Raw genomic sequence first — 24,047 nt, forward strand, 5'->3', positions numbered from 1 at the left:
CCTGCCCGGCCGGGCCGCGCAGGGCCCGGGATCCGTCACATGGCCGACGGATCCTGCGGTCCCCGCCCCGACAGGACCTCCCCGTACGCCTGCATCAGGTCCGGCAGGCGCAGCGTCGCCAGGTCCTCGCGGGTCAGGGTCCCCGGATAGGTGGACAGCCGCAGATCCCGGTAGGCGCAGCTCTTCTCGTACAGCGTCCGCAGGAACCGCCCGTTGCCGAGCTCGTCGATCCACCCCTGGTCCACCACGTGCCCGGCGATCGACCTCAACTCGTCCAGGGCCTCCTCGTCCCACAGGTCACCGTTCTCCGCGGCGAGCACCTTGCCGATCTCGGTGAGTTCCGGTGGACGGTAGGAGGGGAAGTCCACGCGGGTGGTGAAGCGGGACGACAGGCCGGGGTTGGCGGCGAGCAGGCGGTCCATGCCCTCGGGGTGGCCGGCCAGGATGACCACGAGGTGGTCGCGGTTGTCCTCCGCCCGCTTCAGCAGGACCTGCAGCGCCTCGTCGCCGTACGCGTCGCCCTTGCCGTATCCGGAGTTGGACAGGGCGTGGGCCTCGTCGACGAAGAGGACGCCGCCGATGGCGGAGTCGATGAGTTCGTTGGCCTTCACGGCCGTCTGGCCCAGGTACTCGCCCACCAGGTCGGCCCGCTGGGCCTCCACCAGGTGGTCGCCGCCGAGCAGCCCGAGCGCGTAGAAGACGCGGCCCAGAATGCGGGCGACCGTGGTCTTGCCGGTGCCCGGAGGACCGGAGAAGACGAAGTGGCGTTTGGGCGGCTGGACGGGCAGCCCCTGCCCGGCTCGTAGCCGGGCCATGTTCAGCTGTGCGGACAGGGCCTTGACCTGCCGTTTCACCGGTTCCAGGCCCACCATGCGCTCCAGTTCGGCGAGCGCCTCCTCAAGTAACGCGGGGTCGGTGGGCCCGGTGGGCAGCGGCCCCGTGGGGACGGCTGTCCGATGGCGCACCGCCGGGTCCGGCACCGAGGGGAGCGGGCCGGTCGGCGGCAGATCGGGCTCGGTGAGCTTCAGGTCCCGGCCCTCCGTGCCGAAGAGCGGGTCCAGGGTGTCCGGGCCGTCCACCGCGTCCTGCCCGAGGCCGGTGAGGGTGATCGCCGCGAGGTCGGCCGTGTCGTCGTAGCCGTCGCCCTCGGCGATCGCCGCGAGCCGGGCCGAGGTGTCCATGAAGGCGGGGTCGACCCGGTGGACCGCACGGTACAGGGGGAGCGCCGCGGCGCTGCGGCCGGTGCCCTCGTGGGCGCGCGCCAGCCAGTAGCGCAGTTCCTTGCGCTGCGGCTGCTCGCTGCGGCACCGCATCAGCGCGGCCGACAGCAGCGGCTCGGCCTGCCCGTACATCTCCAGGCGGACCCGTGCCATGCCGCCGAACAGGCCCGCCTCGATGCCGAGCATGGGGTCGTCGAGCAGCGGGTCGGTGTTGCGGACCAGTTGCTCCCAGTCCTTGACGAGGTAGGCGCGGCAGGCGTGCAGGAAGCGCACCTGCGGGTCGGCGTCCACGGGCGGCAGGCCGGCCAGTGCACGGTCCAGCTCCGGGACGTGGCGGCCGTCCAGCCAGTGGGAGGCGTGAGCGAGGAGCAGGTCCCTCGGGCTCTCCAGCACCGGCTGCACCCACCAGCCCAGCCAGTACCAGGAGTTGAGGGTGCGGCGGTGCCGGGCGCGCTGTTCGCCGAAGCGGTCCCGGTGCCGGAACATCCTCAGCAGCGCGGTCGTCGTGTCCACGCGCAGCGCGTGCAGCCCGAGCCAGCCGTCGGCCATCCCGGGATCCATCCGCACCGCGTTCCGGAACTCCTCCTCCGCCTGCGGATAGGCGCCCATCGTGTAGGCGTCCACGCCTCGCAGCCACGCGAGGTCGGCGGGGGCCTCGAGGCCCTGCGTGCCGAAGTCCATCACGTCCCCCACAAACCGTGCCCCCGTAGGTTCGCCCCCGGACCGTCGTCCGGCGGCTGCCTTTGGTCGAACCGCTGTGCCGCGGACCGGAGTTGCAGGTGCGCGAAGCAGCCGTTCGAAGGTCGCACCGAGGGCATCGTACCTGCGGGGCCGTCGCCCGCCGAAGGGTGCCGCACAGGCCGTTTGGCGAGGTGGGAGCAGACGGGGCGCACGGGGCGCGGTGACCGAGGGTGAGCAGATCACGCCACTTGGCGGCCGGAAAACGGGGTCGGAGCAGAACGAAGCCCCCGATCACGGGGGAACAACCGGGGGCTTCGCGTATGTGGGTGGTCGCGTTTGACCACACATTGAGAACGTAAGACCTGTACGGCCCCCGGGTCAAGCCGAGTTGGGGCACTTGAGGAAGTTGTCCCGGCAGGGATCTTCGCGAGTTCAGCACATCGCCGACGGGTCGTCACCCTGCGTGACGCTGTGGTCCGGTCCAATGGTCTCATTCGGCCCCGGCAGCACCTCATACCCCTCAGTCAACTGCCGTACCAGGAGATCCGCGAAGGGCCGGGAGGGGTCCTCGGTGAAGTGCCGGTGCTCCGCCTTCACCCATCCGGCCCAGAACTCCCGCTGCTCCTCTCCGTCCCGCGACCGCCCGCGCGTCCAGGACTCCCGGCGCGGCAGTTCCATCCACAGCAGCCGGGCCAGATGCGGGCGCAGCGCCCGGCGGCCGGCGCCCACGCCCTCGACGAGGACCGCGGGTGCCGGAGGCAGGGCGCGGACGGGTCCGAAGCGCCGTGCCTCCCAGTCGTAGGGCGCATAGTGCGCCGTCTCGCCGCGGCGGAGCGGTTCGATCACCTCGGTCAGCAGCCGCCGGTCCCAGGAGAACAGCCGGTCGTGACTGGCGACGTCGTCGAGGTGGAGGACGGGCGCGTCCCCCAGGGCCGTGGCCAGCCGGCCGGCGAACGTGGACTTCCCGGAGCCCGCGTGCCCGTCGACGCCGATCAGGCGGACGGGACCGCACGAAGGGGGCAGGCGGAGGAGGGTGGCGGCGAGCGCGTGAATGGCACATCCCGGGGCTGCGGAGCGGCTGGCATATTTCGCGGGAACATTCTAGTGGCGGCCGGGCACGGCGGCGCCGACGGGGCCGGGAATGGTGTCGTATTGAACTACCGGATGAGTGTCCGTCAACCCCACACCATTTTCGCCGCGCATCCACGGGCGGTAGATCGAAATCAGCGTTCCGCTTGTGCTCGGTGCTGAGTAAAGTGCCTGGTGCGCAACTGTGAGGCGTCGTACGGGGATGGCAGGGGGAAGATGGCCGCCGGGTTATTCGAGGGGCAGTACGTGTGGCACCCGGCGGCCGACGACCGCGTGCTGGCGAGCGTGTGCGTCGACGTGCGGGCCGGCCGCTGGGTGAGCGCCCGGGACGCGCTCGCCGAGACGCGCGGCGACTTCGGGCTGCGGGCCCACCGCTCCCTGGTGCTGGCCTCGGAGGCCGCCGACTCCGACCTCACGGAGCGCTGGGTGGCCGAGGAACCGACACCGGAGGCGGCGCTGATGTGGGCCCGCGTGGCCGTGCTCAGGGCACTGCGCGCGGCCGACGCGCGCGACGAGCGGGCCGAGCTGCTGGAGCGGATCGCCCTGTCGGCCTGCGAGCGGGCCACGGCCCTCGACCCCGCCGACCCCACCCCCTGGGCCGCCAAGCTGGCCATGGCCCGGCTGCACCAGCTGCGCGACCCCGCCCCCCAGGGGCTGCTCACCGCCCCGCCGGGCCCATGGCGGCTGTTCGCCCACGTGCTCTCACTGGACCCCTGGCACCGCGAGGCCCACCACCGCTTCCTGGCGTTCTTCTTCACCCGGTACGGCGGCTCGGTCAACGCGGCCTGGGACGTCGCCGCCTTCCTCAGCCAACGCGCGCCCGCCGACTCCGCCCTGCGGCTGCTGCCGCTGGTCGCCCTGGTGGAGAGCTACAACCCCGGCCAGCTGCTCGCCGACCGCGTCTGGGAGCAGCCCCAGTGGCGCGCCACCGCGCTGGCCAACTACCAGAACTGGCTGCCGACGGTCGCCGGTTACCGCTTCACCCCGGTGCTCGACCTCGCCTACCTCGGCCACGCGCTGGTCATGGGAAGGCGCGAGTTCGAGGCCCGGGCGGTGCTCACCGCGATGGGCCCCTACGCCTCACGGATGCCGTGGTCCGTCTTCGGCGATCCCGTGGAGCAACTGTCCCGGGCCCGGCGCGCCTGCGGCCTGCCCGTGCCCGGCACCTCCTGACCCTCCTCGCCCGCCCCCCACCGAGAGAAAGGTCGACCCGTGTCAGAACCGATACCGGTCCCACGCCGCGGAGCACACGGCAAGGCGGACCCGGCCGCGCTCGACGACGACGCCACCCTGCACGCCATGGGCTATCCGCGAAAACTCACCCGCCGCTTCCAGGCATTCGACAATTTCGCGATCTCCTTCACCATCATCAACATCATCTCGGGGATTTTCTCGTCCTTCGGCTTCGGAATGAATGCGGGCGGCCCCCGCATTCTCGTCTTCGGCTGGATCGGCGTGTCCGTCATGGTGCTGTTCGTCGGCGCGGCGATGGCCGAAGTGGCCTCCGCCTATCCGACGAGCGGGGCGTTGTATTTCTCGGCCGGAAAACTCGCCAAACGGCACAAGGGCGCCTGGTCCTGGTACACGGGCTGGCTGAACTTCGTCGGCCAGGTGGGCGGCACGGCCGCCACCGGCTACGCCGCCGCCACCTTCATCCAGGCGCTGCTCGCCCTCCAGTGGCCTTCGTACCGGCCGACCGCGCACCAGACCGTGCTGATCACGGCGCTGATCATCGTGCTGCAGGGGCTCGCCAACACCTACACCGTGCACTTGGTCGCCGTGCTCAACCGGATCTCCGTGTGGTGGCTGCTGATCGGCCTCGTGGTGATCGTGACGGCCCTGGCCGCCGTGCCCGATCACCACCGTCCGGCCTCCTTCGTCACGCATTTCGCGAACAACACCGGTTTCACGAGCGGACTTTACGGCGGCATGCTCGGCCTTCTGGTCACCAGTTGGACCTTCACGGGCTTCGACGGCAGCTTCCACATGTCCGAGGAAACGGTCCGGGCGACCGTGAACGCGCCCAGGGGGATCACCCGCGCGATCGGGTGGTCCGCGCTCACCGGACTGGTCCTGATGCTCGCCCTGGTCTACAGCATTCGTGACTACGACCAGGTGGCGGGCGCCACCGCGCCGCCGGTCGAGATCCTCATCGACGCGCTCGGCGTCGGCACCGCGAAGGCGCTGCTGCTGATCGTCGTCGGGGCCATGCTCTTCTGCGGCCTGGCCAACCTGACCAGCAACACCCGGCAGATCTTCGCCTTCTCCCGGGACGGTGCCATGCCCGGTTCCCGCTGGTGGCACTCCGTCTCGCCGCGCACCCGGACCCCCGTCAAGGCGGTCTGGCTGGCGGTGGCCTGCTCGCTGGCGCTGGTGCTGCCCGGCTGGTGGTCGCACACGGCGTTCACCGCCATCGTCAGCGTCAACGTCGTCGGGCTGTTCCTCGCCTATGCCGTGCCGATCCTGCTCAGGCTGCGGCTCGGCGAGGCGTTCCAGCCGGGGCCCTGGCACCTGGGCCGCTGGGGCCGGCCCATCGGCGTCGTGGCCGTGACGTGGATCCTGCTCAGCAGCGTGCTGTTCATGCTGCCGCAGGCGTCGCCGATCACCGTGGACTCCTTCAACTACGCGCCGATCGCGCTGGCCGTCGTCCTCGTGGTGGCGACGGTGTGGTGGTTCGCCACCGCCCGGCGGCGCTTCCAGGGTCCGGTCAGCTACGGCCGGCCCGACGAGGTGGCGGCGATGGACCTCGTCTGATCCCGCTGCCCACCGGGGCGATGTCGGCGCAGCCCGGTCGGCCCCGGCGCACCCGCTCGCGGGGCACCGGGGCCGACCCGCCCCAGGTCATGCCAGTGGTGGAGACCAATATTGCTGGGCGTGGCGTGCGCCTAAGTGCTGGAAGGAACGGTTCGCCACGGTCATAGTGGGCGCACAGCCGTGCACGGACCCGCCCCGATACTCGGACACCTGGGGGTCTCCCACCCATGAGCAGATCCGAACAGCCGTCCCGCAGAACCGTCCTGGCCGCCGCCGTCGTCGCCACCATGGCGGGCGGCGCGGCCCCGGCGGTGGCCGCCACCGCGACCGGTCCGGCCACCGGATCCGGCGAGGGCACGGGCGGCCCCGACGCCGACACCGCGCACGCCTCCCGGGTCACGAAGGCCCCGGCCCGCCCGGTCGACAACCGCGCCTGGACCACGTACACCGACTGGCGCGCCGGCACCGCCGACGGCACCCGGGCGTGCGCGGGCACTCGCCCGGGCGTCGAGATCGCCACCCCCGCGGGCCGCACCGACTACACCGACCCGCACACCGGCACGACCGCCACCTGGGAGTACGCCACCTGGACCTCCCCGGTGCACCGGCTCTCCGTTCCCGCCACCGAGGCGATCGCGTCCTGGAACGCGCACACCCCGGCAGGCACCTGGCTCCAGGTGGAGCTGAGGGGCACCTACTCCGACGGCTCCGAAACCCCCTGGTACGTGATGGGCCGCTGGGCGGCCGGGGACCAGGACATCAGGCGGACCTCCGTCGACAACCAGGGCGACGGCAGGAGCACCATCTGGACGGACACCTGGTCGGTGGACGACCCGGCCTCCGGGCTGCGCCTCGCCGCGTACCGGCTGCGGCTCACCCTCTACCGGCGGCCCGGTACGACGCTCACGCCCACCGTGTGGCGGATCGGCGCGATGGGCTCCGACGTGCCCGACCGCTTCACCGTCCCGGCCTCCACCCCCGGCCTCACCAAGGAACTGACCGTCCCGCGCTATTCGCAGGAGATCCACGCGGGCCAGTACCCCGAGTACGACAACGGCGGGGAGGCCTGGTGCAGCCCCACCTCCTCGCAGATGATCATCGAGTACTGGGGCGGCCGGCTCACCCCCGGGCAACTGGCCTGGGTGAACCCGGCATACGCCGACCCCCAGGTCTGTCACGCGGCCCGGTACACGTACGACTACCAGTACACGGGCTGCGGCAACTGGCCCTTCAACGCCGCCTACGCGGCCACCTTCACGGACCTGCAAGGGGTCGTCACCCGGCTGGGTTCACTCACCGACCTGGAGACGCTGATCGCGGCCGGGATCCCGGCCATGACGTCCCAGTCGTTCCTGAAGACGGAACTGACCGGCGCCGGTTACGGCACCGCGGGCCACCTGATGACGGTCATCGGCTTCACCGCCGCCGGCGACGTCATCGCCAACGACCCCTTCTCGCCGAGCGACGCGGCGGTGCGGCGCGTCTACCGGCGCCGGGAGTTCGAGAACATCTGGCTGCGGACCAAGCGGTACAACGCCTCCGGTCAGGTCGTCTCCGGCACCGGCGGGGTCTGCTACCTGTACTTCCCGGCGCACCCCACGGCGCGCCAGCGCACGGCGCTGGAGGCGGTGGGCGTGGGCTGACCGCCGTCCGGGAGGTCCCCGCCGGCCCGGGCCCTGCCTGTGACCAACCTCTCTGCCGCGAAAGCCGCCATGGGTGGCAAGGTGGACACAAGGGCGGGGGAAGTCCACCGAGCACGACCGACCACTGCGAGACACCATGACCGCACAGTCAGCCCCTGCCGCCCGCGCCCGCACCGGCGGCCCCGGGGACGACGGCCCGAAGACCCTCGAGCACGTCCTGGGCTGGCTTCTCGTCGTGGTGGTCGCGATGCTCGTCACCCGGCTCGGCCTGCTGTGACCTGACGCGTACCCGACCTGCCATACTGCGGAGATCCCGCCGCCAGTTGCAGACCAGGGCCGAAATTGAATACCAGGCAACAGCGCGACGCCGTCCGCCCACGGGTGCGCGGCACCGAGCGCTCCGTGGCACGTCGCGCCGAACTCATCGCCATCGGGCGGAAGTTGTTCGCCGACACTTCCTACGACGCGCTCTCGATGGACGACATCGCCCAGCAGGCCCACGTGGCCAAGGGGCTGATCTACTACTACTTCCAGTCCAAGCGCGGCTACTACCTGGCGATCGTCGAGGACTCGGTCGCCGACCTGGTCACCTTCGCGGGCGGCGGCCGTGAACTAGCGGCCGTGGACCGGGTGCAGCGCACCATTGACGGCCTCCTCCGTTACGCGGAGCACAACCACGCCGCCTATCGCACCATCGTCAGTGGCGGTGTCGGCTTCGACACCGAGGTGCACGCCATCCGCGACGGCGTACGCGAGGCCATCGTGGCGACCATTGCCGAGGGCGCCTACGGCCGCGCCACGATCGCACCACTCGCCCGCATCGGCCTGCTCACTTGGGTGTGCGGTGTCGAGGGCGCCATCCTCGACTGGATCGACCGCCCGGAACTGTCCCGCGAGACCATGCGCGAGCTGCTGGTGAAGACACTGGGTGGTGCGCTGCGGGCCATCGAGGAACTGGACCCGTCCTACCCGGCTCCCGCACCCGCCCGCCGGGGCCACTGAGCCTTGAGGCTCTGGACCGCTCGGGTCAATGGTTCGGACCAATCCGGAGGTGGGCTGCCCTTTCTTGAAGTAAGCGGTCGTTAACCGGTGACTCCATGCCTCCGATCGGGCATACTCACAGCGCACAGCCGCTGGTCAGCAGCTTCCGTGACCCGGGAGTGCGAGCATCGGCTGGGCCGGAGGAAGACCTGGCGGAGCCGCCCCCACCCAAGGCGCACGTCCGCCCATGTGCCCGACAGGGAGGAGAGCGTCGCCATGCCCGACCGCGCCCCGCAGCCGGTGGACCGGCAACTGCCCACGGACGAGGCCCGGGACCTGATCTCGCTCGTCCGAGACATCGCCCAGCGTGAGATCGCCCCGAAGGCGGCCGAGGAGGAGGACGCCGGACGCTTCCCGCGCGAGGTCTTCACCCTGTTGTCGCAGTCCGGCCTGCTCGGCCTGCCCTACGACGTCGAGCACGGCGGCGGCGACCAGCCCTACGAGGTCTACCTGCAGGTCCTCGAGGAGCTCGCCGCGGCCCGGCTCACCGTCGGCCTCGGTCTCAGCGTCCACACCCTCGCCTCCTACGCGGTCGCCACCTACGGCACCAAGCAGCAGCAGGTCGAGTACCTGCCCGCGATGCTCGGCGGCGGCCTCCTCGGCGGGTACGCCCTGTCGGAGCCCTCGTCCGGCTCGGACGCCGCCTCGCTGCGCACCAGGGCCGTCCGGGACGGTGATCACTGGATGATCACGGGCACCAAGGCCTGGATCACCCACGGCGGGGTCGCCGACTTCTACACGGTCATGGCGCGCACCGGCGAGGAGGGGCCGCGCGGGATCACCGCGTTCCTGGTCCCGGGCGACGCCGAGGGCCTGAGCGCCGCGGCGCCGGAGAGGAAGATGGGCCTGAAGGGCTCGCCGACCGCGCAGATCCACCTCGACGGCGTCCGCGTCGGCGACGAGCGTCGCATGGGCGAGGAGGGGCAGGGCTTCGCCATCGCCCTGTCCGCGCTCGACTCCGGACGGCTCGGCATCGCGGCCTGCGCGATCGGCCTGGCCCAGGCCGCGCTGGACGAGGCGGTCGCCTACGCCACCGGACGGCAGCAGTTCGGACGGCCCATCGCCGACTTCCAGGGGCTGCGCTTCATGCTCGCCGACATGGCGACCCAGATCGAGGCAGGGCGCGCCCTGTACCTGGCGGCGGCACGGCTGCGCGACGCGGGCCGGCCGTTCGCGCGGCAGGCCGCCATGGCCAAGCTGTACTGCACGGACACCGCAATGAAGGTGACCACGGACGCCGTGCAGATACTCGGCGGATACGGCTACACCGCGGACTTCCCGGTCGAGCGCTACATGCGCGAGGCCAAGGTGCTGCAGATCGTCGAGGGCACCAACCAGATCCAGCGGATGGTCATCGCCCGTCACGTCGCGGGTCCCGAGGCCCGCTGAGCCGCACCAGACCCACCGGGGGCGCCGCCGGCCGGACCCACTCCGGATCGTGGCGTCCCGGCAGGGTGCGCCCCCGGTCGGCCCAGGCGCGCACCGGGTCGCGGTAGATCGGCGGGTCCGGGAACCGCGGCTGCGCCGGCGGAACCGATACCGCGGGCGGCGGCACGAAGACACGGAGCCGCCGCCCGGCCGCCGTGGGGGAGGGGGTCATATCCGGGGAACGCCGGGCCGGACGGACAGGTCACCGGCGAGCGGAATCGAGCGTGAGTTCACGGACGTCCGGTTCCCCGTCTGGCCTCCAGCAGCTGTCTGACGTACCGTCAGCCGGACTGCCGTCAGGGGGGGTTGCCGTGACGGGACGCCGCCCGATGGACCGGGACCCGCGACCGCCCCGGTGTACGACATGGCGCGCCAGTACCGCACCATGCGTCTGGTGGCCGAACACTCGGACGTGCCCGTGCCGCGTGTGCTGTGGCTGGAGGAGGACCCGGGCCCGCTCGGTGCGCCGTTCTTCGTCATGGAGCGCGTCGAGGGACGCGTGCCGCCGGACGTCCTGCCCTACACGTACGAGAGCAACTGGCTGTACGCGGCGAGCGACGCGCGGCGCGACCGTCTGGAGGCGGCCACGGTCGCCGTCCTCGCCCGGCTCCACGACCAAGTGCCGCCCCGGGAGGCGGCGTTCCTCGCCCTTCCGGGCGACGGCGACGCACTGCGGCGCCACGTCGCGGCCCAACGCGCCTACTACGCATGGGTGACGGAGGGCACCGCGCGTTCACCGCTGATCGAGACCGCATTCGACCGGCTGGAGGAACTCTGGCCGCCGGAGCCGGGTGAGCCGGTGCTCAGCTGGGGCGACGCCCGCATCGGCAACATCGTCTACGACGGCTTCGAGCCCACAGCGGTGCTCGACTGGGAGATGGCCGCCCTGGCCCCACGCGAAGTGGACCTCGGCTGGACCGTCTACCTGCACCGCTTCTTCCACGACCTCACGGTCGCCACCGGACAGCGCGGACTGCCGGACTTCCTGCGTCGCGACCGGGTGGAGGCGCGGTACGCGGAACTCACCGGCCACACCCCGCGGGACACGGAGTTCCACACGCTGTACGCCGCCCTGCGGCACGCGATCGTGATGCTGCGTGTCGGCCACCGGCAGGTGCACTTCGGTGAGGCGGTCCTTCCGGCGGACCCGGACACACTGATCCTGCACCACGGCAGCCTGCGCGCCATGGTGCAGGGCAGTTACTGGGGTTGACCGAAGCCGCTCGGAAGGCTGCGCGGAAAGCCGCTCGGAAAGCCGCTCGGAAGGCCGCTCAGGCGGCGTCGCGGCGCATCGCCGGTACGCGCATCGGGCGCGAGCCCGGTCCGCCGACGTGCGAGAAGGGCTGCGTCCGCCAGTCGAGGCCCTGAGGGAGCGTCAACAGCAGGGCGGTGTCCTGCTCCTGGGGCTCGAAGGACTCGTCGGCGGGCCGGGCGTCGGACGCCCTGCGGCCCGTACCGGGACAGACCGTGAGCCCGAACGGGTTCCACGGCGAGGCGCACAGCGCGTGCTCCGGCAGGACCTCCTCGTCCGCGAGCAGGGCGATGGGCTGCGCGCACTCCGGGCAGATCACCCGGTACATCTCGAAGGTGTCGTAGGCGTCGAGTTCCTCGCCGTCCATGTCGTCGAGGGCGTCGGGTTCGACGCCCTCCGGCTCGGGCTCGACGAGCGGCTGCTGCCGCTTGGGCACGGAGCGACCAGGGCGCTTAAGACTCTGCATGGGATTCTCCCCCTAAGGCTGGGCCGTGAAGGCGCTGCGGCCTCGACCACAGCAAGCACTTCCCGTCCGTTCTCCGGGGTAATCACGAGAACATCACGGAGCCGGTTCCAGTCCTGTGGCGTTCGTCACATGCAATTGCACGGTCCGGCGGCGGGGTGGTGCCTCCCGGCGTCCCCCGCCTGGCTCACGGACCGCTCTCGGGCACATCACGAACCGGGCATGAGCTGCGCTGCCGAGGTATCCGCGGAGATCACCCGCCCTGTAGGTTCTTGCGCCATGGAGGAGCTGGACCGACAGATCGTGCAGCTGCTCGTCAAGGACGGGCGGATGAGCTACACCGACCTGGGCAAGGCCACGGGCCTGTCCACCTCGGCCGTGCACCAGCGGGTGCGGCGGCTGGAGCAGCGTGGCGTCATCCGCGGCTACGCCGCGGTCGTCGACCCGGAGGCGGTGGGCCTGCCCATGACCGCCTTCATCTCGGTCAAACCCTTCGACCCGAGCGCCCCCGACGACATTGCCGACCGCCTCGCGGGCGTCCCCGAGATCGAGGCCTGCCACAGTGTCGCGGGCGAGGAGAACTACATCCTCAAGGTGCGCGTGGCCACCCCGCACGAACTGGAGGAACTGCTGGCCCGGGTGCGCACCCTGGCAGGCGTGTCGACCCGGACGACGGTCGTGCTGTCGACACCGTACGAAGCGCGACCACCACGCGTGTGAGGAACCGCGTGTGAGGAACCGCGTGTGACGAACCTCCTGCGCGATCGCCGCGTATCCGTGGGGGCGCCGCGGCGTGTGCGACCGGCGGTGTGCGGCGGCGTGTCGTCTGCGCGTACCTGGGTGCCGGGCGGGGCGGGCGAGGGGCGAGACTGTTCTCCATGAGTGAGCGCAGCGCCGACCAGAAGACCGTCCTCCTCCGCCGCGGTGAGGTCCACAGCCCCGCGGACCCGTTCGCCACGGCGATGGTCGTCGAGGCGGGACAGGTCGCCTGGGTCGGCTCCGAGGGCGCCGCCGACGCCTTCGCGGACGGCGTCGACGAGGTGGTCGACCTGGACGGCGCCCTGGTCACCCCGGCGTTCACCGACGCCCATGTGCACACCACCGCCACGGGCCTCGCCCTGACCGGCCTCGACCTGTCCGCCGCCCCCTCTCTGGAGGCGGCCCTCGCCCTCGTACGCGACTTCGCCGCCGACCGCCCCGACGACCGCGTCCTGCTGGGTCACGGCTGGGACGCCGCGCGCTGGCCCGGCGGCCGTCCCCCGACGCGGGCGGAGCTCGACGAGGCCACCGCCGGCCGTCCCCTCTACCTCAGCCGTATCGACGTCCACTCGGCCGTCGCCACGACGGCGCTGCTCGACCTCGTCCCCGGCCTCGGCCCGGTGGACGGTCCGCTCACCTCCGACTCGCACCACGCCGTGCGCGCCGCGGCCTTCGCCGCCGTCACCGCCGCCCAGCGCACCGAGGCGCAGCGCGCCGCCCTGGCCCACGCCGCCTCCCTCGGCATCGGATCCGTGCACGAGTGCGCCGGCCCGAACATCTCCTCGGAGGACGACTTCGCCGGACTGCTGAAGCTCGCCGCCGAGGAGCCCGGCCCGCGGGTCGTGGGTTACTGGGCCGAACCGTCCGACGAGGGCATCACCAGGGCGCGGGCGCTGGGCGCGGCCGGGGCGGCCGGCGACCTCTTCGTCGACGGTTCCATCGGTTCGCACACCGCCTGCCTGCACCACCCCTACGCCGACGCCGGCCACACCGGCATCGCCTACCTGGACGCGGACGCCGTCGCCGCCCATGTCGTGGCCTGCACCGAGACAGGTCTCCAGGCGGGCTTCCACGCCATCGGCGACGCCGCGGTCACCGCCGTCGTCGAGGGCGTGCGCGCCGCCGCGGACAAGGTGGGCCCGGCCCGCGTCCGCGCCGCCCGCCACCGCGTCGAGCACGCCGAGATGCTCACCCCCCAGACCGTCGAGGCCTTCGCCGAACTGGGCCTGACCGCTTCCGTGCAGCCCGCCTTCGACGCGCTGTGGGGCGGCGAGGACGGCATGTACGCCCAGCGCCTGGGCGCCGACCGGGCCCGCACACTGAACCCGTTCGCGGCCCTGCTTCGCGCCGGCGTGCCCCTGGCCTTCGGCTCGGACAGCCCGGTCACACCCCTGGACCCGTGGGGCACGGTCCGCGCTGCGGCCTTCCACCGCACCCCCGAGCACCGCGTCTCCGTACGCGCCGCGTTCACCGCGCACACCCGCGGCGGCTGGCGGGCGACCGGGAGGGACGACGCGGGTGTCCTGGTGCCCGGCGCGCCCGCGGACTACGCCGTGTGGCGCACCGGCGAGCTGGTCGTCCAGGCCCCCGACGACCGGGTGGCGCGCTGGTCGACCGACCCGCGCTCCGGCACCCCCGGACTGCCCGACCTGACGCCGGGCCGCGACCTGCCCGTCTGCCTGCGCACCGTGGTGGGCGGACGGACGGTCTTCGTAGGGCCGGGCGAGTGATCTCGCGGGGTGGCGCGGCGGCGATCACCGCCCACCGCTCCGTCGCGCGACCTGCGCATCCTCCGCACCGGCCGGGGTGATGACGGATGTCTGGGCAGTTCAGGTGGCGTTTGACAGGCGGCGCCCGAGGGCCGGTAGGTTCGGCCGGGTCCACCACCGGATGCCCGACCGGGGAGCTTCCACGAACCCGTCGCAGCGCCGCTGGGTCAGGGACGGTGTGCCGCACCGGGTCACCGTCACTGGGAGCCAGGCTCAGCGCCCGCGCCGACGGGGGAGTGCCGGACGGATGGGGGTCCCTCCCTGCTCGAGGGCAGCCGAGAGCTTGGGGGACAGGTGCGACCAGGGTGGGGCCCGGGCGCTCAGTAGACAACGGCCTGTCGGTCGATCCGCAGCCAGCGGGTCCCAGGTCGGCCCGAAGGGCGCCGGGCCCCCATCCGCAGGACGGGAAGATCCCGAAAGAGCGTCCTTACTCCGCTCTTGTTGAATCGACACCACGATACGAACATGCCGTCACGTCCCCGCAGGCCGTCACCACTATGGTGGTCCCTGCGTACGGACATGAAGGGGCAAAGGGGCAGCAGTGAACGACGGCGACCGCACCCTCGCGGCACACGCCCAGGAGAGGCGGCTCGGCCCGCTGGGCACCGCCTTGGTGATCATCCCGACCTACAACGAGGCGGAGAACATCAAGACGATCGTGGGCCGGGTGCGCAGGGCGGTCCCCGAGGCGCACGTCCTCGTGGCCGACGACAACAGCCCGGACGGCACGGGCAAGCTCGCCGACGAGCTGGCCGCCGAGGACGGGCAGGTCCATGTGCTGCACCGCAAGGGCAAGGAGGGCCTGGGCGCCGCCTACCTCGCGGGTTTCCGCTGGGGCCTGGAACGGGACTACGGCGTGCTGGTCGAGATGGACGCCGACGGCTCCCACCAGCCGGAGGAGCTGCCGCGCCTGCTGACCGCCCTGAAGAACGCGGACCTGGTGCTCGGCTCCCGCTGGGTGCCGGGCGGACGCGTGGTGAACTGGCCGAAGTCCCGCGAGTTCATCTCCCGCGGCGGCAGTCTCTACTCGCGCCTCGCCCTGGACCTGCCGCTGCGCGACATCACCGGTGGCTACCGGGCCTTCCGCCGGGAGACCCTGGAGGGCCTCGGTCTCAAGGAGGTCGCCTCCCAGGGCTACTGCTTCCAGGTCGACCTCGCCCGCCGCGCGGTCAAGGCCGGCTACCACGTCGTCGAGGTGCCCATCACCTTCGTCGAGCGGGAACTCGGCGACTCCAAGATGAGCCGCGACATCCTGGTGGAGGCCCTGTGGCGGGTCACGTCCTGGGGAGTGCGCGAGCGGGTCGCGAAGGTCACCGGCCGGGCCGGGAGGCGGACCGGCCGCTAGTGGCGGAGCGCACAGGCCGGGCTCATCGCCCGCTTATCCCGTGCTGAGCCGCGTCCGGGCACACTGGGAGCATGACGACAGGCGCTCCGACCTCGACCCCTCGGTACCCCACCCGGCCCCGGCGCTCGCGACTGCGCAGGTACCTGCCGCTGGGTGTCGCCGCGTGGCTCGTGCTGGAGATCTGGCTGCTCACGGTGGTCGCGGGCGCGGCCGGCGGCTTCACCGTGTTCCTGATGCTGCTCGCCGGGTTCGTGCTCGGCGCGGTGGTGATCAAGCGGGCCGGGCGGCGCGCCTTCCAGAACCTCAACGAGGCACTGCGACGGGGCGGCACTCCGTCGCGCGGCGGCGGCAACGGCCTGATGATGCTGGGTGGCCTGCTCCTGATGATTCCCGGCCTGATCTCGGACGCGGCGGGTCTGCTCCTGCTGATCCCCGCGGTCCAGAAGGCGGTCAGCCGTTTCGCGGAGCGGGCGGTGGACCGCAGGTTGCGCGAGTCCGCCCCCGGCAGCCTGGGCGACGCCTTCCAGCAGGTCCGCATCCATCGCCCCGACGGCAAGATCGTCCAGGGTGAGGTGATCCGGGAGGAGCCGGGGGACGCGCCGCGGGAGCAGTACCCGCCGCTCGGCCGCTGAACACACGCAAACCGCGGGCGCCGTACGTCACTGTGACGTACGGCGCCCGCGGTTACCGGTGTGCGCTTGTGCTCTGGCCGAGCCCAGCCGGGACTACGCCGACTTGCGGCTGTCCCGGGGATGAACGGCGATGTTCATCGCACCGGAGCGCAGAACGGCCAGGCGCTCCTCGAGGACCTCTTCGAGCTCCTCACGGGTGCGCCGCTCCATCAGCATGTCCCAGTGCGTACGCGCCGGCTTGGCCTTCTTCTCCTCAGGGCCGTCGCCGTCCACCAGGAGTGCCTGGGCCCCGCAGACCTTGCACTCCCACTCCGGCGGGATCTCCGCCTCGACCGAGAAGGGCATCTCGAAACGGTGCCCCTTCTCGCATGCGTACTCCACGGCCTGGCGTGGAGCCAGGTCGATGCCGCGGTCGGTCTCGTAGCTGGTCACCACGAGGCGCGTGCCGCGAAGAGCTCGCTCACTCATGAATCGTGCCTCCCGGGCTTGTCGCCCACAGGACAGGTGTCGCTGTCGTCGTCATCCGGTCAACGTCCGGTCGGCGGTAAAGATTCCCGTTCGGAGGTCCCGTTCCGGGTCATGCGTCGCCGTCGTAGCCGCAGCCTTGTCAACCAGTGCAGTACCCACCGGCGCCCGGTTTGTCACATCTGAAAGGAGATGTCACCCAGCGTTTCGGCATCTTTGACGCGCAGTAACGGTACGCCTGGCAGGCCAAACGCGTACGCTACAGCCCTTTCGCCTCGAGTGCTAAATCCGATCAGGAACCGGGTTCCCCGCGTCGGCGATCGCCTGCCGCACCGGAACCCGGGCGAGGAGCACGAAGCCGATCGCGAAGAAGGCCACCAGCGAGATGATCGCGTCCCGGTAGCTCCCGGTCAGCTGGTAGGTGATCCCGAACAGCAGCGGCCCCAGCCAGCTCATCCCGCGGTCGCTCATCTCGTAGGCGGAGAAGTACTCGGCCTCCTTGCCCGGCGGGACGAGGTGCGAGAAAAGCGACCGGGACAGTGCCTGGCTTCCGCCCAGGACCAGTCCGATACCGGCGGCCAGTACGAAGAACCACACCGGTGCCCCGGCCGGCAGGAAGTACCCGGCTGCCAGGGTGACGGTCCAGGCGACCAGTGAACCGAGGATCGTGCGCTTCGCCCCATGCGTCCGGGCCAGCCGTCCCATGCCCAGCGCTCCCGCCACCGCCAGCACCTGCACCATCAGTACCGCCGTGATCAGGGTCGACTGGCTCAGGCCCAGCTCCTGGGAGCCGTACACGGAGGCCTGCGAGATCACCGTCTGGATGCCGTCGTTGTAGACGAGGTAGGCGAGCAGGAAGGCCAGGGTGAGCGGTTTGCCCCGCATGTCCCGGACCGTGGCGGCCAGTTGACGCCAGCCGTGCACCGGCGGTGCCGTGGCCTTCGTCGTACGGCGGTCGCGCAGCCGCTTCAGCGGGACGAGGGTGAAGACGCCCCACCACAGGCCGGCCGAGGCCAGGCAGATGCGCACCGCCATGCCCTCGGACACCCCGAAGGAGCCGTGCCCGGTGAAGAGCACCAGGTTCGCGATCAGCACCAGGGAGCCGGCCGCATAGCCGAAGGCCCAGCCGCGGGACGAGACCGCGTCACGCTCCTCGGGCGGGGCGATCTGCGGGAGGTAGGAGTTGTAGACGACCATCGAGACGGCCACGGACGCGTTGGCGATCACCAGCAGGAGACCGCCCAGCAGATAGCGCTCGCCGTCCAGGAAGAACAGCCCGGTCGTGGCGGCCGCCCCCACATACGCGGCCGCCGCCAGCAGCGGCTTCTTGCGGCCGGTACGGTCGGCCGCCGCACCCGCGAGCGGCATCAGGAGGATCGCCACGATCACGGACGCGGAGACGCAGTAGGCGAAGAACGACCCGGCCCGCACCGGGATCCCCAGCGGATGCACGAACCCGTCGGCGTCCGCGGCCGACTCGGCGACCGTCGTCAGATACGGCCCCAGGAACACGGTGAGCACACTCGTCGAGTAGACGGAGCACGCCCAGTCGTAGAAGTACCAGCCGCGCTGCTCGCGCCGCCGCTCGCCGGCCTCGTCGGCCGCGCCTGCCTGCACGGTGTCGGTGCCCACCCGTGCCCTCGCTTCCCCGCTGAAGATGCGGCGCAGCCCTGGGGCGGGCGGGCCGGGGCCGTCAGACCCAGGTGCCCCGCTCCTCCAGGACCTTGCGCAACGTGTCGATGTGATCGGTCATGATGCCATCCACACCGAGGTCCAGGAGCCGGTGCATCCGCTCGGGCTCGTTGATCGTCCACACGTGCACGTGCAGCCCGCGCGCATGGGCGGCGCGGAGGAACAGCCGGTCGACCACCGGGACGCCCGACTGGGACACGGGGACCTGCGCGGCGACCGCGGACCGGCGCAGCGCGGCCGGTACGCCCCAGGAGCGCAGCCGCAGGCCCAGCACGCCGCTCGTGCCGAACGACGTGGCCAGCCGCGGCCCGGCCAGCTGCTGCGCGCGCACCACGCGCGCCTCGGAGAACGAGCCGACACAGACCCGGTCCCAGGCGTTCGTCCGCTCGATCAGATCCAGCAGCGGGCGCAGCGCCGGCTCCGCCTTGACGTCGACGTTCCAGCGCACCTCGGGGAAGGTCTCCAGGAGCTCCTCGAAGAGCGGCACCGGCTCACGCCCCGCCACACGCGCCTGGCGCACGTCCTCCCACGGCAGGTCGGCGATTCGGCCCGCGCCGTCGGTCACCCGGTCCAGGGTCGAGTCGTGGAAGGCGACCAGATGGCCGTCCGCGGTGGCGTGGACGTCGGTCTCCATGTACCGGTAGCCGACCTCGGCCGCACGCCGGAACTGCGCCACGGTGTTCTCCAGACCGTCGGCGGCTCCGCCGCGGTGGGCGAAGGCGATGGGGCCCGGGTGGTCGAGGTACGGGTGGCGTATGTGCGTGGTCACGAACGCAGTATCGCCCGTTCGGGTGACCCGACGGCAACGACCGTGCTGCGGCCCGATGCCGTGGGGGCGGCGAAAGCCCGGAGGAACAGCTGGGCCAGCGGGCCGATCGCCAGCGCGTACGCGATCGTGCCGACGCCGACCGTGCCGCCGAGGGCGAAGCCGGTCGCGACGACCGCGACCTCAACGGCCGTACGGATCAGCCGGATCGAGCGGCCCGTGCGCCGGTGCAGCCCGGTCATCAGACCGTCCCGTGGACCGGGGCCGAAGTCCGCGGCGATGTACAGGCCGGTCGCCAGACCGTTGAGCACGATGCCGGAGACGAGCAGCGGAATCCGCACCGCCAGGGAGCGCGGTTCGGGAAGCGCGCCCAGGGCGGCGTCCATGGCGAAGCCGATCACCAGCACATTGGAGACGGTGCCGAGCCCCGGGCGTTGGCGCAGCGGAACCCACAACAGCAGGACACCCGCGCCCACGATGGTCAGGACCACGCCCATGCTCAGTCCGGTGAGCTCGGCGAGCCCCTGGTGGAGCACGTTCCACGGCTCCAGGCCGAGCCCGGCCTTCACCAGGAGGGCGGAGCTCCCGCCGTACAGTGCGAGCCCGCCGTACAACTGGAACAGCCGCCGTCCCGGACGGCGGCCCTTCTTGGGCGGATCACACGGGTCTGAGCGGTCTGAGGGGTCTGAGCGGTCAGAGCGGTCAGAGGGGTCTGAGCGGTCAGAGGGGTGAGACGGATCAAACTGATCAGAGGGATCAGAGGGATCACATGGATCAGCGGACAAAACGAGCCCCCGGTGGTGGTAGTGGCCTGACACATGTCACTCTGTGGCTTGGAAAGAAAAGCCATCCATGGCCAATTCCGGGAAGGTGGACTGGTAGTCATGGCGCAGTGGACCTCTGCGGTGGGTGCCGCTCAGCTCGCCCGGCTGCTCAACTCCCAGCAGGACCGCCCGGCGGGCCCAGGCACGCGCCGCCCACCGGCCTACCGCGCGCTCGCCGACGGCATCCGGCTGCTGGTGCTCGAGGGCCGGGTGCCGGTGGCCGCCCGGCTGCCCGCCGAACGCGAGCTGGCCCTGTCCCTGTCCGTCAGCCGCACCACGGTCGCCGCCGCGTACGAGGCGCTGCGCACCGAGGGCTTCCTGGAGTCCCGCCGGGGGGCGGGCAGCTGGACCGCGGTGCCGGCCGGGAACCCGCTGCCCGCACGGGGCCTCGAACCGCTGCCACCGGAGGCGCTCGGCTCGATCATCGATCTCGGCTGTGCGGCGCTTCCGGCCCCCGAACCATGGCTCACCCGCGCCGTGCAGGGAGCGCTGGAGGAACTGCCGCCCTACGCGCACACGCACGGCGACTACCCGGCCGGGCTGCCCGCGCTGCGTTCGATGATCGCCGAGCGGTACACGGCGCGCGGCATCCCGACCATGCCCGAGCAGATCATGGTGACGACCGGTGCGATGGGTGCCATCGACGCCATCTGCCACCTCTTCGGGGGCCGTGGCGAGCGCATCGCGGTCGAGTCGCCCTCGTACGCCAACATCCTTCAGCTGATGCGGGAGGCCGGCGCCCGGCTCGTGCCGGTGGCGATGGCCGAGGGGCTGTCCGGATGGGACATGGACCGCTGGCGGCAGGTGCTGCGCGAGGCCGCGCCGCGGATCGCCTATGTCGTCGCCGACTTCCACAACCCCACCGGTGCGCTCGCCGACGAGGACCAGCGGCGCCGGCTGGTGGAGGCGGCCCGGTCGGCGGGCACCGTGCTCGTCGTCGACGAGACGATGAGCGAACTCCACCTGGACCCCGGCCTGCGGATGCCCCGCCCGGTGTGCGGCTTCGACCCCGCCGGATCCACGGTCCTCACCGTCGGATCCGCGAGCAAGGCCTTCTGGGCCGGCATGCGCATCGGATGGGTCCGGGCCGCCCCCGATGTGATCCGGAGCCTGGTCGCCGCGCGCGCCTACGCCGACCTCGGCACGCCCGTGCTGGAGCAGCTTGCCGTCAACTGGCTGTTCAGCACCGGGGGTTGGGAGGAGGCCGTGGAGGTCCGGCGGAGCCAGGCCCGGGAGAACCGGGACGCCCTGGTCGCGGCCGTCCGCCGGGAGCTGCCCGGCTGGGAGTTCGAGGTTCCGCAGGGTGGGCTCACGCTCTGGGTGCGCACCGGGGGCCTGTCGGGGTCCCGGCTCGCCGAGGCGGGGGAGCGGGTGGGCGTACGCGTCCCCTCCGGCCCTCGTTTCGGCGTCGACGGTGCCTTCGAGGGCTATGTCCGGCTGCCGTTCACGGTCGGCGGAGCGGTGGCGGAGGAGGCGGCGGCGCGGCTCGCCGCGGCGGCGCGGCTGGTGGAGTCGGGGGCTTCGGTGGGGACGGAGTCTCCACGCTCGTTCGTGGCGTAACCGCCGATCCGCGCGTCCTGGCGACAGCCTGCCCCCGGTCGCTCTACGAAGGCTCGGCCACCGCGGCCTCGGTCACAGCCTCCGTGGGCTCCGGCACGGTCTCCCCGTCCGCGGGAGTCGTCTTCGGCGGCAGAAGATCCAGCACCGCCTTGCGATGCGCGTCGCTGGTCGAGTCGTCGTAGGGATCGGGGGTCGCCGGAACCTGCAGCCGGTGCACCGGTCCCGTGCCCAGCCGCGCGTACCCGCGCCCGGGCGGCACGACGGAGAGCGGCGTCGTGTGCGGCGGCGCTCCCAGCACGGCCTTCAGCTGCTCGGCCGTCGCGGGCCCGAGCACCACGCGCGCGCGGGTGTGCTGCCGTACCGCGTCGCTGAGAGCGTCGGCGCTGTCGAACTGGTCGGCCACGACCACCGTCACATGGACCGCCCGTCCGTGCCGCAGTGGCACCTGGAGCAGGGACTGCGGATCCTTGCGGCCGTCCGCGGCGGCCAGGTGCGTGAACGCGGTCGGCCGGTCGAGCAGGATCCACAGCGGCCGCTTGGTGTCGTCCGGCGGCGGGTGGCCCGCCTGCCGGGCCCGGTTGACGGCGATCAGCCGGCGCTCGGTCTCGGTGGCCGCCCATTCCAGGCTCGCCAGTACGCCGGCCAGTCCGCACTCCACCGCCAGCACTCCGTCCCGGCCGGTCAGGCACGCGTACTCGCCGGTGCCGCCGCCGTCCACGATCAGCACGTCGCCGTACTGGAGGGCCTGGAGCGCGACGGAGCGCAGCAGGGTGGAGGTGCCGCTGCCCGGCTGGCCCAGGGCCAGCAGGTGCGGCTCGGTCGAGCGCAGGCCCGTGCGCCAGACGACCGGGGGCACGTCGCGCTGTTCCTCGCCGTACGTGAGGGGCAGCGTGCGCTGGACCTCGCTGGGGTCGGTGAAGCCGAGGACCGTCTCGCCCGGGGCCGAGACGAAGCGCTGGGCGGCGATGTCGCCGGGGAGCGGGGCCAGGGCGGTCACCGTGAGCTGGTTGCCCTCCTCGTCCCAGGTGAAGAGGTACTCGCGGCCGCGACCGGACTTCGCGGTCAGCAGGTGCTCGATCCGCGCGCGGGACTCGGGTTCGCCGTCGGTGAAGTACGCGGGGTAGCGGACGAGCAGATGGCAGACGCGGCCGGAGTCGTCGAACTCGTAGGACGGGAAGGCCTTCTCCCACTCGCCGCCGTGGGCGTACAGCGGTGCGGGGTCCTCAGCGGCCGAGAAGTACGGGACCAGGGCCTCGTAGAGCGACCGGAGGCGCTGGATCCGGGACTCGTCGGGCCCTTCCGCGTCGGACGGGGTGCGGTCGCGGCCGTGCCATGCCGCCGCCGCCATCAGGGCGATGGCGGCGAGCAGCGGACCGTACGGCACCAGCGCCACGACCAGGATCAGCGACGCCACCAGGAACAGAAGTGGCCCGCGCCGGTCCTTCGGCGTGTCCGCCCACTTGCGCCGCCCGGCCGCGGCCAGCCGGCGCAGACCGCGGGTGACGGTGATCAGCGGGTGGAGGACGTCGGTGGCACTGTCGGCCGCCGTCCGGGCCAGCTCCCGGCTCCGGGCGAGCTGCGCGCCGCCAGTGCTCAGAATGCGGGGGAGGGGACGCCGGGCCACTGCTGCCTCCTGCGGGTGCGTACGGGCGGGAGAGGGCGGCGTCAGAACTTCATGCCGCCGAGCAGGCTCGCCAGGCTCTCGCCGCCCGCTTTGATGCTGGGCGCGAGGGCCGTGCTCGCCAGGTAGAAACCGAACAGGGTCGAGATGCAGGCGTGCGAGGGCTTCAGTCCGTCTTTTCGGAAGAACACGAAGACGATGATGCCGAGCAGGACGACGCCTGAGATGGAGAGGATCATGGGGGTCTCCTGGTGTCGAGGGGGACAGTCACCCTGAGTTCTTCCAGCATCACAGCATGTATCTATATGACAAAAGGTGCAACTGGGTGAATTTCGTTCGTTTTCCTTCGGGTGGCCGAGTCTGCTGGGCCGAATGAGAAGCACTGTTGCGTCCGGTCGTGTCTGTGGTGATCTTTACCTCGGGCACATCGGGTCATGTGCCGCACGAGCCAGTACGCTGGCGATTCACCCGTACGGACGGCACCGCTCGCCGCCGTACGCTTGCTCTCCGCAGTCCCCAACGTTCGTGAGAGGCGGTCCGCCGATGAGTGAAGCCCCCGACCCCGAGGTCGTGGAGCTGGCGACCAAGATCTTCGATCTGGCCCGGCAGGGCCGGACCGAGGCACTCGTGGCGTACGTCGACGCGGGCGTTCCGGCCAACCTCACCAACGACCGCGGCGACTCCCTCGTGATGCTCGCCGCCTATCACGGGCACGCCGACGCGGTCCGGGCGCTGCTCGCCCGTGGCGCCGATGCCGACCGTGTCAACGACCGGGGCCAGACACCACTCGCCGGGGCGGTTTTCAAGGGCGAGCAGGACGTCATCAAGGCCCTGCTGGAGGGCGGCGCGGACCCGTCCCTGGGGACGCCCTCGGCCGTCGACACGGCCCGCATGTTCGCCCGGGCGGAGTTGCTGGAGCTGTTCGGCGAACACTGAACGCAGGGGCCGTGAGCAGCTGAAACGGCCCCTCTGACCAGGTAGGAAACGGAAAACGGGGGAGGCGGTACGGGGCCGCCGGAAATTTCGGTCGCGGCAGCTCACAG

At 71.8% G+C, this 24,047-nt stretch carries 21 protein-coding genes and 1 pseudogene; 13 read left to right on the forward strand and 9 right to left on the reverse strand.

What is annotated here, in order from left to right; all coding sequences use genetic code 11:
• Window positions 1-35 precede the first annotated feature (35 nt).
• Both AB0A61_RS11690 and AB0A61_RS11695 read right to left on the reverse strand, forming a co-directional pair.
• Window positions 36-1,901, reverse strand: coding sequence for an AAA family ATPase (locus AB0A61_RS11690; protein ID WP_361289873.1), 1,866 nt, complete (start codon window positions 1,899-1,901; stop codon window positions 36-38).
• A 432-nt stretch (window positions 1,902-2,333) separates the two neighbouring features.
• Window positions 2,334-2,954 (reverse strand): hypothetical protein, encoded by a 621-nt coding sequence (locus AB0A61_RS11695; RefSeq protein ID WP_361290035.1) that lies wholly within the window; start codon window positions 2,952-2,954, stop codon window positions 2,334-2,336.
• Between the two features lie 252 nt (window positions 2,955-3,206).
• On the opposite strand from AB0A61_RS11695, the gene AB0A61_RS11700 reads away from it, so the two are divergent.
• From AB0A61_RS11700 to AB0A61_RS11730, 7 genes and pseudogenes are all read left to right on the forward strand, one after another.
• Window positions 3,207-4,163: a hypothetical protein gene (locus AB0A61_RS11700; protein WP_361289875.1), complete on the forward strand. Its 957-nt coding sequence runs from the start codon at window positions 3,207-3,209 to the stop codon at window positions 4,161-4,163.
• A gap of 126 nt (window positions 4,164-4,289) precedes the next feature.
• The gene (locus tag AB0A61_RS11705) at window positions 4,290-5,744 is read left to right on the forward strand and encodes an amino acid permease (RefSeq protein ID WP_361290037.1); all 1,455 of its coding nucleotides are present in this window, start codon (window positions 4,290-4,292) and stop codon (window positions 5,742-5,744) included.
• Between the two features lie 227 nt (window positions 5,745-5,971).
• Window positions 5,972-7,387 carry a peptidase C39 family protein gene (locus AB0A61_RS11710; protein WP_361289877.1) on the forward strand — a complete coding sequence of 472 codons (1,416 nt, stop codon included), beginning with the start codon at window positions 5,972-5,974 and terminating at the stop codon, window positions 7,385-7,387.
• Window positions 7,388-7,523: 136 nt separating this feature from the next.
• A complete protein-coding gene (locus AB0A61_RS11715) occupies window positions 7,524-7,664 on the forward strand; it encodes an SCO1431 family membrane protein (RefSeq protein WP_361289880.1) in 141 nt (46 codons plus the stop codon).
• A gap of 65 nt (window positions 7,665-7,729) precedes the next feature.
• Window positions 7,730-8,389, forward strand: coding sequence for a TetR/AcrR family transcriptional regulator (locus AB0A61_RS11720; RefSeq protein ID WP_361289882.1), 660 nt, complete (start codon window positions 7,730-7,732; stop codon window positions 8,387-8,389).
• 255 nt (window positions 8,390-8,644) lie between these two features.
• The gene (locus tag AB0A61_RS11725; RefSeq protein WP_361289885.1) at window positions 8,645-9,817 is read left to right on the forward strand and encodes an acyl-CoA dehydrogenase family protein; all 1,173 of its coding nucleotides are present in this window, start codon (window positions 8,645-8,647) and stop codon (window positions 9,815-9,817) included.
• Window positions 9,818-10,208: 391 nt separating this feature from the next.
• A pseudogene (locus AB0A61_RS11730) lies at window positions 10,209-11,069 on the forward strand (phosphotransferase family protein); the annotation flags it as partial.
• Between the two features lie 58 nt (window positions 11,070-11,127).
• Here the strand turns inward: AB0A61_RS11730 and AB0A61_RS11735 are convergent.
• A complete protein-coding gene (locus tag AB0A61_RS11735; RefSeq protein ID WP_361289888.1) occupies window positions 11,128-11,574 on the reverse strand; it encodes a hypothetical protein in 447 nt (148 codons plus the stop codon).
• 276 nt (window positions 11,575-11,850) lie between these two features.
• On the opposite strand from AB0A61_RS11735, the gene AB0A61_RS11740 reads away from it, so the two are divergent.
• The 4 genes from AB0A61_RS11740 (at window position 11,851) to fxsA (ending at window position 16,076) form a co-directional block, all read left to right on the forward strand.
• Window positions 11,851-12,291 (forward strand): Lrp/AsnC family transcriptional regulator, encoded by a 441-nt coding sequence (locus AB0A61_RS11740; protein ID WP_361289891.1) that lies wholly within the window; start codon window positions 11,851-11,853, stop codon window positions 12,289-12,291.
• Between the two features lie 158 nt (window positions 12,292-12,449).
• The gene (locus tag AB0A61_RS11745; RefSeq protein ID WP_361289894.1) at window positions 12,450-14,060 is read left to right on the forward strand and encodes an amidohydrolase; all 1,611 of its coding nucleotides are present in this window, start codon (window positions 12,450-12,452) and stop codon (window positions 14,058-14,060) included.
• Window positions 14,061-14,640: 580 nt separating this feature from the next.
• Entirely contained in the window at window positions 14,641-15,444 is an 804-nt protein-coding gene (locus tag AB0A61_RS11750) for a polyprenol monophosphomannose synthase (protein WP_361289897.1), read from the forward strand.
• 71 nt (window positions 15,445-15,515) lie between these two features.
• Window positions 15,516-16,076 (forward strand): FxsA family membrane protein, encoded by a 561-nt coding sequence (fxsA, locus tag AB0A61_RS11755; RefSeq protein WP_361289899.1) that lies wholly within the window; start codon window positions 15,516-15,518, stop codon window positions 16,074-16,076.
• A 93-nt stretch (window positions 16,077-16,169) separates the two neighbouring features.
• On the opposite strand, the gene AB0A61_RS11760 is transcribed toward fxsA, so the two are convergent.
• From AB0A61_RS11760 to AB0A61_RS11775, 4 genes are all read right to left on the reverse strand, one after another.
• Window positions 16,170-16,544: an RNA polymerase-binding protein RbpA gene (locus tag AB0A61_RS11760; RefSeq protein ID WP_003977404.1), complete on the reverse strand. Its 375-nt coding sequence runs from the start codon at window positions 16,542-16,544 to the stop codon at window positions 16,170-16,172.
• A 279-nt stretch (window positions 16,545-16,823) separates the two neighbouring features.
• Window positions 16,824-18,173 (reverse strand): MFS transporter, encoded by a 1,350-nt coding sequence (locus AB0A61_RS11765; RefSeq protein ID WP_361289902.1) that lies wholly within the window; start codon window positions 18,171-18,173, stop codon window positions 16,824-16,826.
• A 61-nt stretch (window positions 18,174-18,234) separates the two neighbouring features.
• Window positions 18,235-19,002 carry a glycerophosphodiester phosphodiesterase gene (locus AB0A61_RS11770; protein WP_361289905.1) on the reverse strand — a complete coding sequence of 256 codons (768 nt, stop codon included), beginning with the start codon at window positions 19,000-19,002 and terminating at the stop codon, window positions 18,235-18,237.
• Entirely contained in the window at window positions 18,999-19,622 is a 624-nt protein-coding gene (locus AB0A61_RS11775) for a hypothetical protein (protein ID WP_361290039.1), read from the reverse strand. The genes AB0A61_RS11770 and AB0A61_RS11775 overlap by 4 nt, the downstream gene beginning before the upstream one ends.
• A gap of 261 nt (window positions 19,623-19,883) precedes the next feature.
• Between AB0A61_RS11775 and AB0A61_RS11780 the strand changes: the two genes are divergently transcribed.
• Entirely contained in the window at window positions 19,884-21,383 is a 1,500-nt protein-coding gene (locus AB0A61_RS11780; protein WP_361289907.1) for a PLP-dependent aminotransferase family protein, read from the forward strand.
• A 43-nt stretch (window positions 21,384-21,426) separates the two neighbouring features.
• Here the strand turns inward: AB0A61_RS11780 and AB0A61_RS11785 are convergent, their stop codons facing one another.
• Window positions 21,427-23,007, reverse strand: a complete 1,581-nt coding sequence (locus AB0A61_RS11785) for a hypothetical protein (protein ID WP_361289910.1) — start codon at window positions 23,005-23,007, stop codon at window positions 21,427-21,429.
• Between the two features lie 41 nt (window positions 23,008-23,048).
• Window positions 23,049-23,243, reverse strand: a complete 195-nt coding sequence (locus AB0A61_RS11790; protein ID WP_361289913.1) for a hypothetical protein — start codon at window positions 23,241-23,243, stop codon at window positions 23,049-23,051.
• A gap of 304 nt (window positions 23,244-23,547) precedes the next feature.
• Here AB0A61_RS11790 and AB0A61_RS11795 point away from each other — a divergent pair, with 304 nt between their 5' ends.
• Window positions 23,548-23,940, forward strand: a complete 393-nt coding sequence (locus AB0A61_RS11795; protein ID WP_361289915.1) for an ankyrin repeat domain-containing protein — start codon at window positions 23,548-23,550, stop codon at window positions 23,938-23,940.
• Window positions 23,941-24,047: the final 107 nt, after the last annotated feature.

Origin of the sequence: Streptomyces sp. NPDC046197 (genome assembly GCF_040646295.1) — a bacterium.
Taxonomy (GTDB): domain Bacteria; phylum Actinomycetota; class Actinomycetes; order Streptomycetales; family Streptomycetaceae; genus Streptomyces.

Coding starts and splice junctions, on each gene's coding strand:
- AB0A61_RS11690 (WP_361289873.1), bottom strand. CDS start 1,901: ATGGACTTCGGCACGCAGGGCCTCGAGGCCCCCGCCGACCTCGCGTGG.
- AB0A61_RS11700 (WP_361289875.1), top strand. CDS start 3,207: ATGGCCGCCGGGTTATTCGAGGGGCAGTACGTGTGGCACCCGGCGGCC.
- AB0A61_RS11705 (WP_361290037.1), top strand. CDS start 4,290: ATGGGCTATCCGCGAAAACTCACCCGCCGCTTCCAGGCATTCGACAAT.
- AB0A61_RS11710 (WP_361289877.1), top strand. CDS start 5,972: ATGAGCAGATCCGAACAGCCGTCCCGCAGAACCGTCCTGGCCGCCGCC.
- AB0A61_RS11715 (WP_361289880.1), top strand. CDS start 7,524: ATGACCGCACAGTCAGCCCCTGCCGCCCGCGCCCGCACCGGCGGCCCC.
- AB0A61_RS11725 (WP_361289885.1), top strand. CDS start 8,645: ATGCCCGACCGCGCCCCGCAGCCGGTGGACCGGCAACTGCCCACGGAC.
- AB0A61_RS11735 (WP_361289888.1), bottom strand. CDS start 11,574: ATGCAGAGTCTTAAGCGCCCTGGTCGCTCCGTGCCCAAGCGGCAGCAG.
- AB0A61_RS11740 (WP_361289891.1), top strand. CDS start 11,851: ATGGAGGAGCTGGACCGACAGATCGTGCAGCTGCTCGTCAAGGACGGG.
- AB0A61_RS11745 (WP_361289894.1), top strand. CDS start 12,450: ATGAGTGAGCGCAGCGCCGACCAGAAGACCGTCCTCCTCCGCCGCGGT.
- fxsA (WP_361289899.1), top strand. CDS start 15,516: ATGACGACAGGCGCTCCGACCTCGACCCCTCGGTACCCCACCCGGCCC.
- AB0A61_RS11760 (WP_003977404.1), bottom strand. CDS start 16,544: ATGAGTGAGCGAGCTCTTCGCGGCACGCGCCTCGTGGTGACCAGCTAC.
- AB0A61_RS11780 (WP_361289907.1), top strand. CDS start 19,884: ATGGCGCAGTGGACCTCTGCGGTGGGTGCCGCTCAGCTCGCCCGGCTG.
- AB0A61_RS11790 (WP_361289913.1), bottom strand. CDS start 23,243: ATGATCCTCTCCATCTCAGGCGTCGTCCTGCTCGGCATCATCGTCTTC.
- AB0A61_RS11795 (WP_361289915.1), top strand. CDS start 23,548: ATGAGTGAAGCCCCCGACCCCGAGGTCGTGGAGCTGGCGACCAAGATC.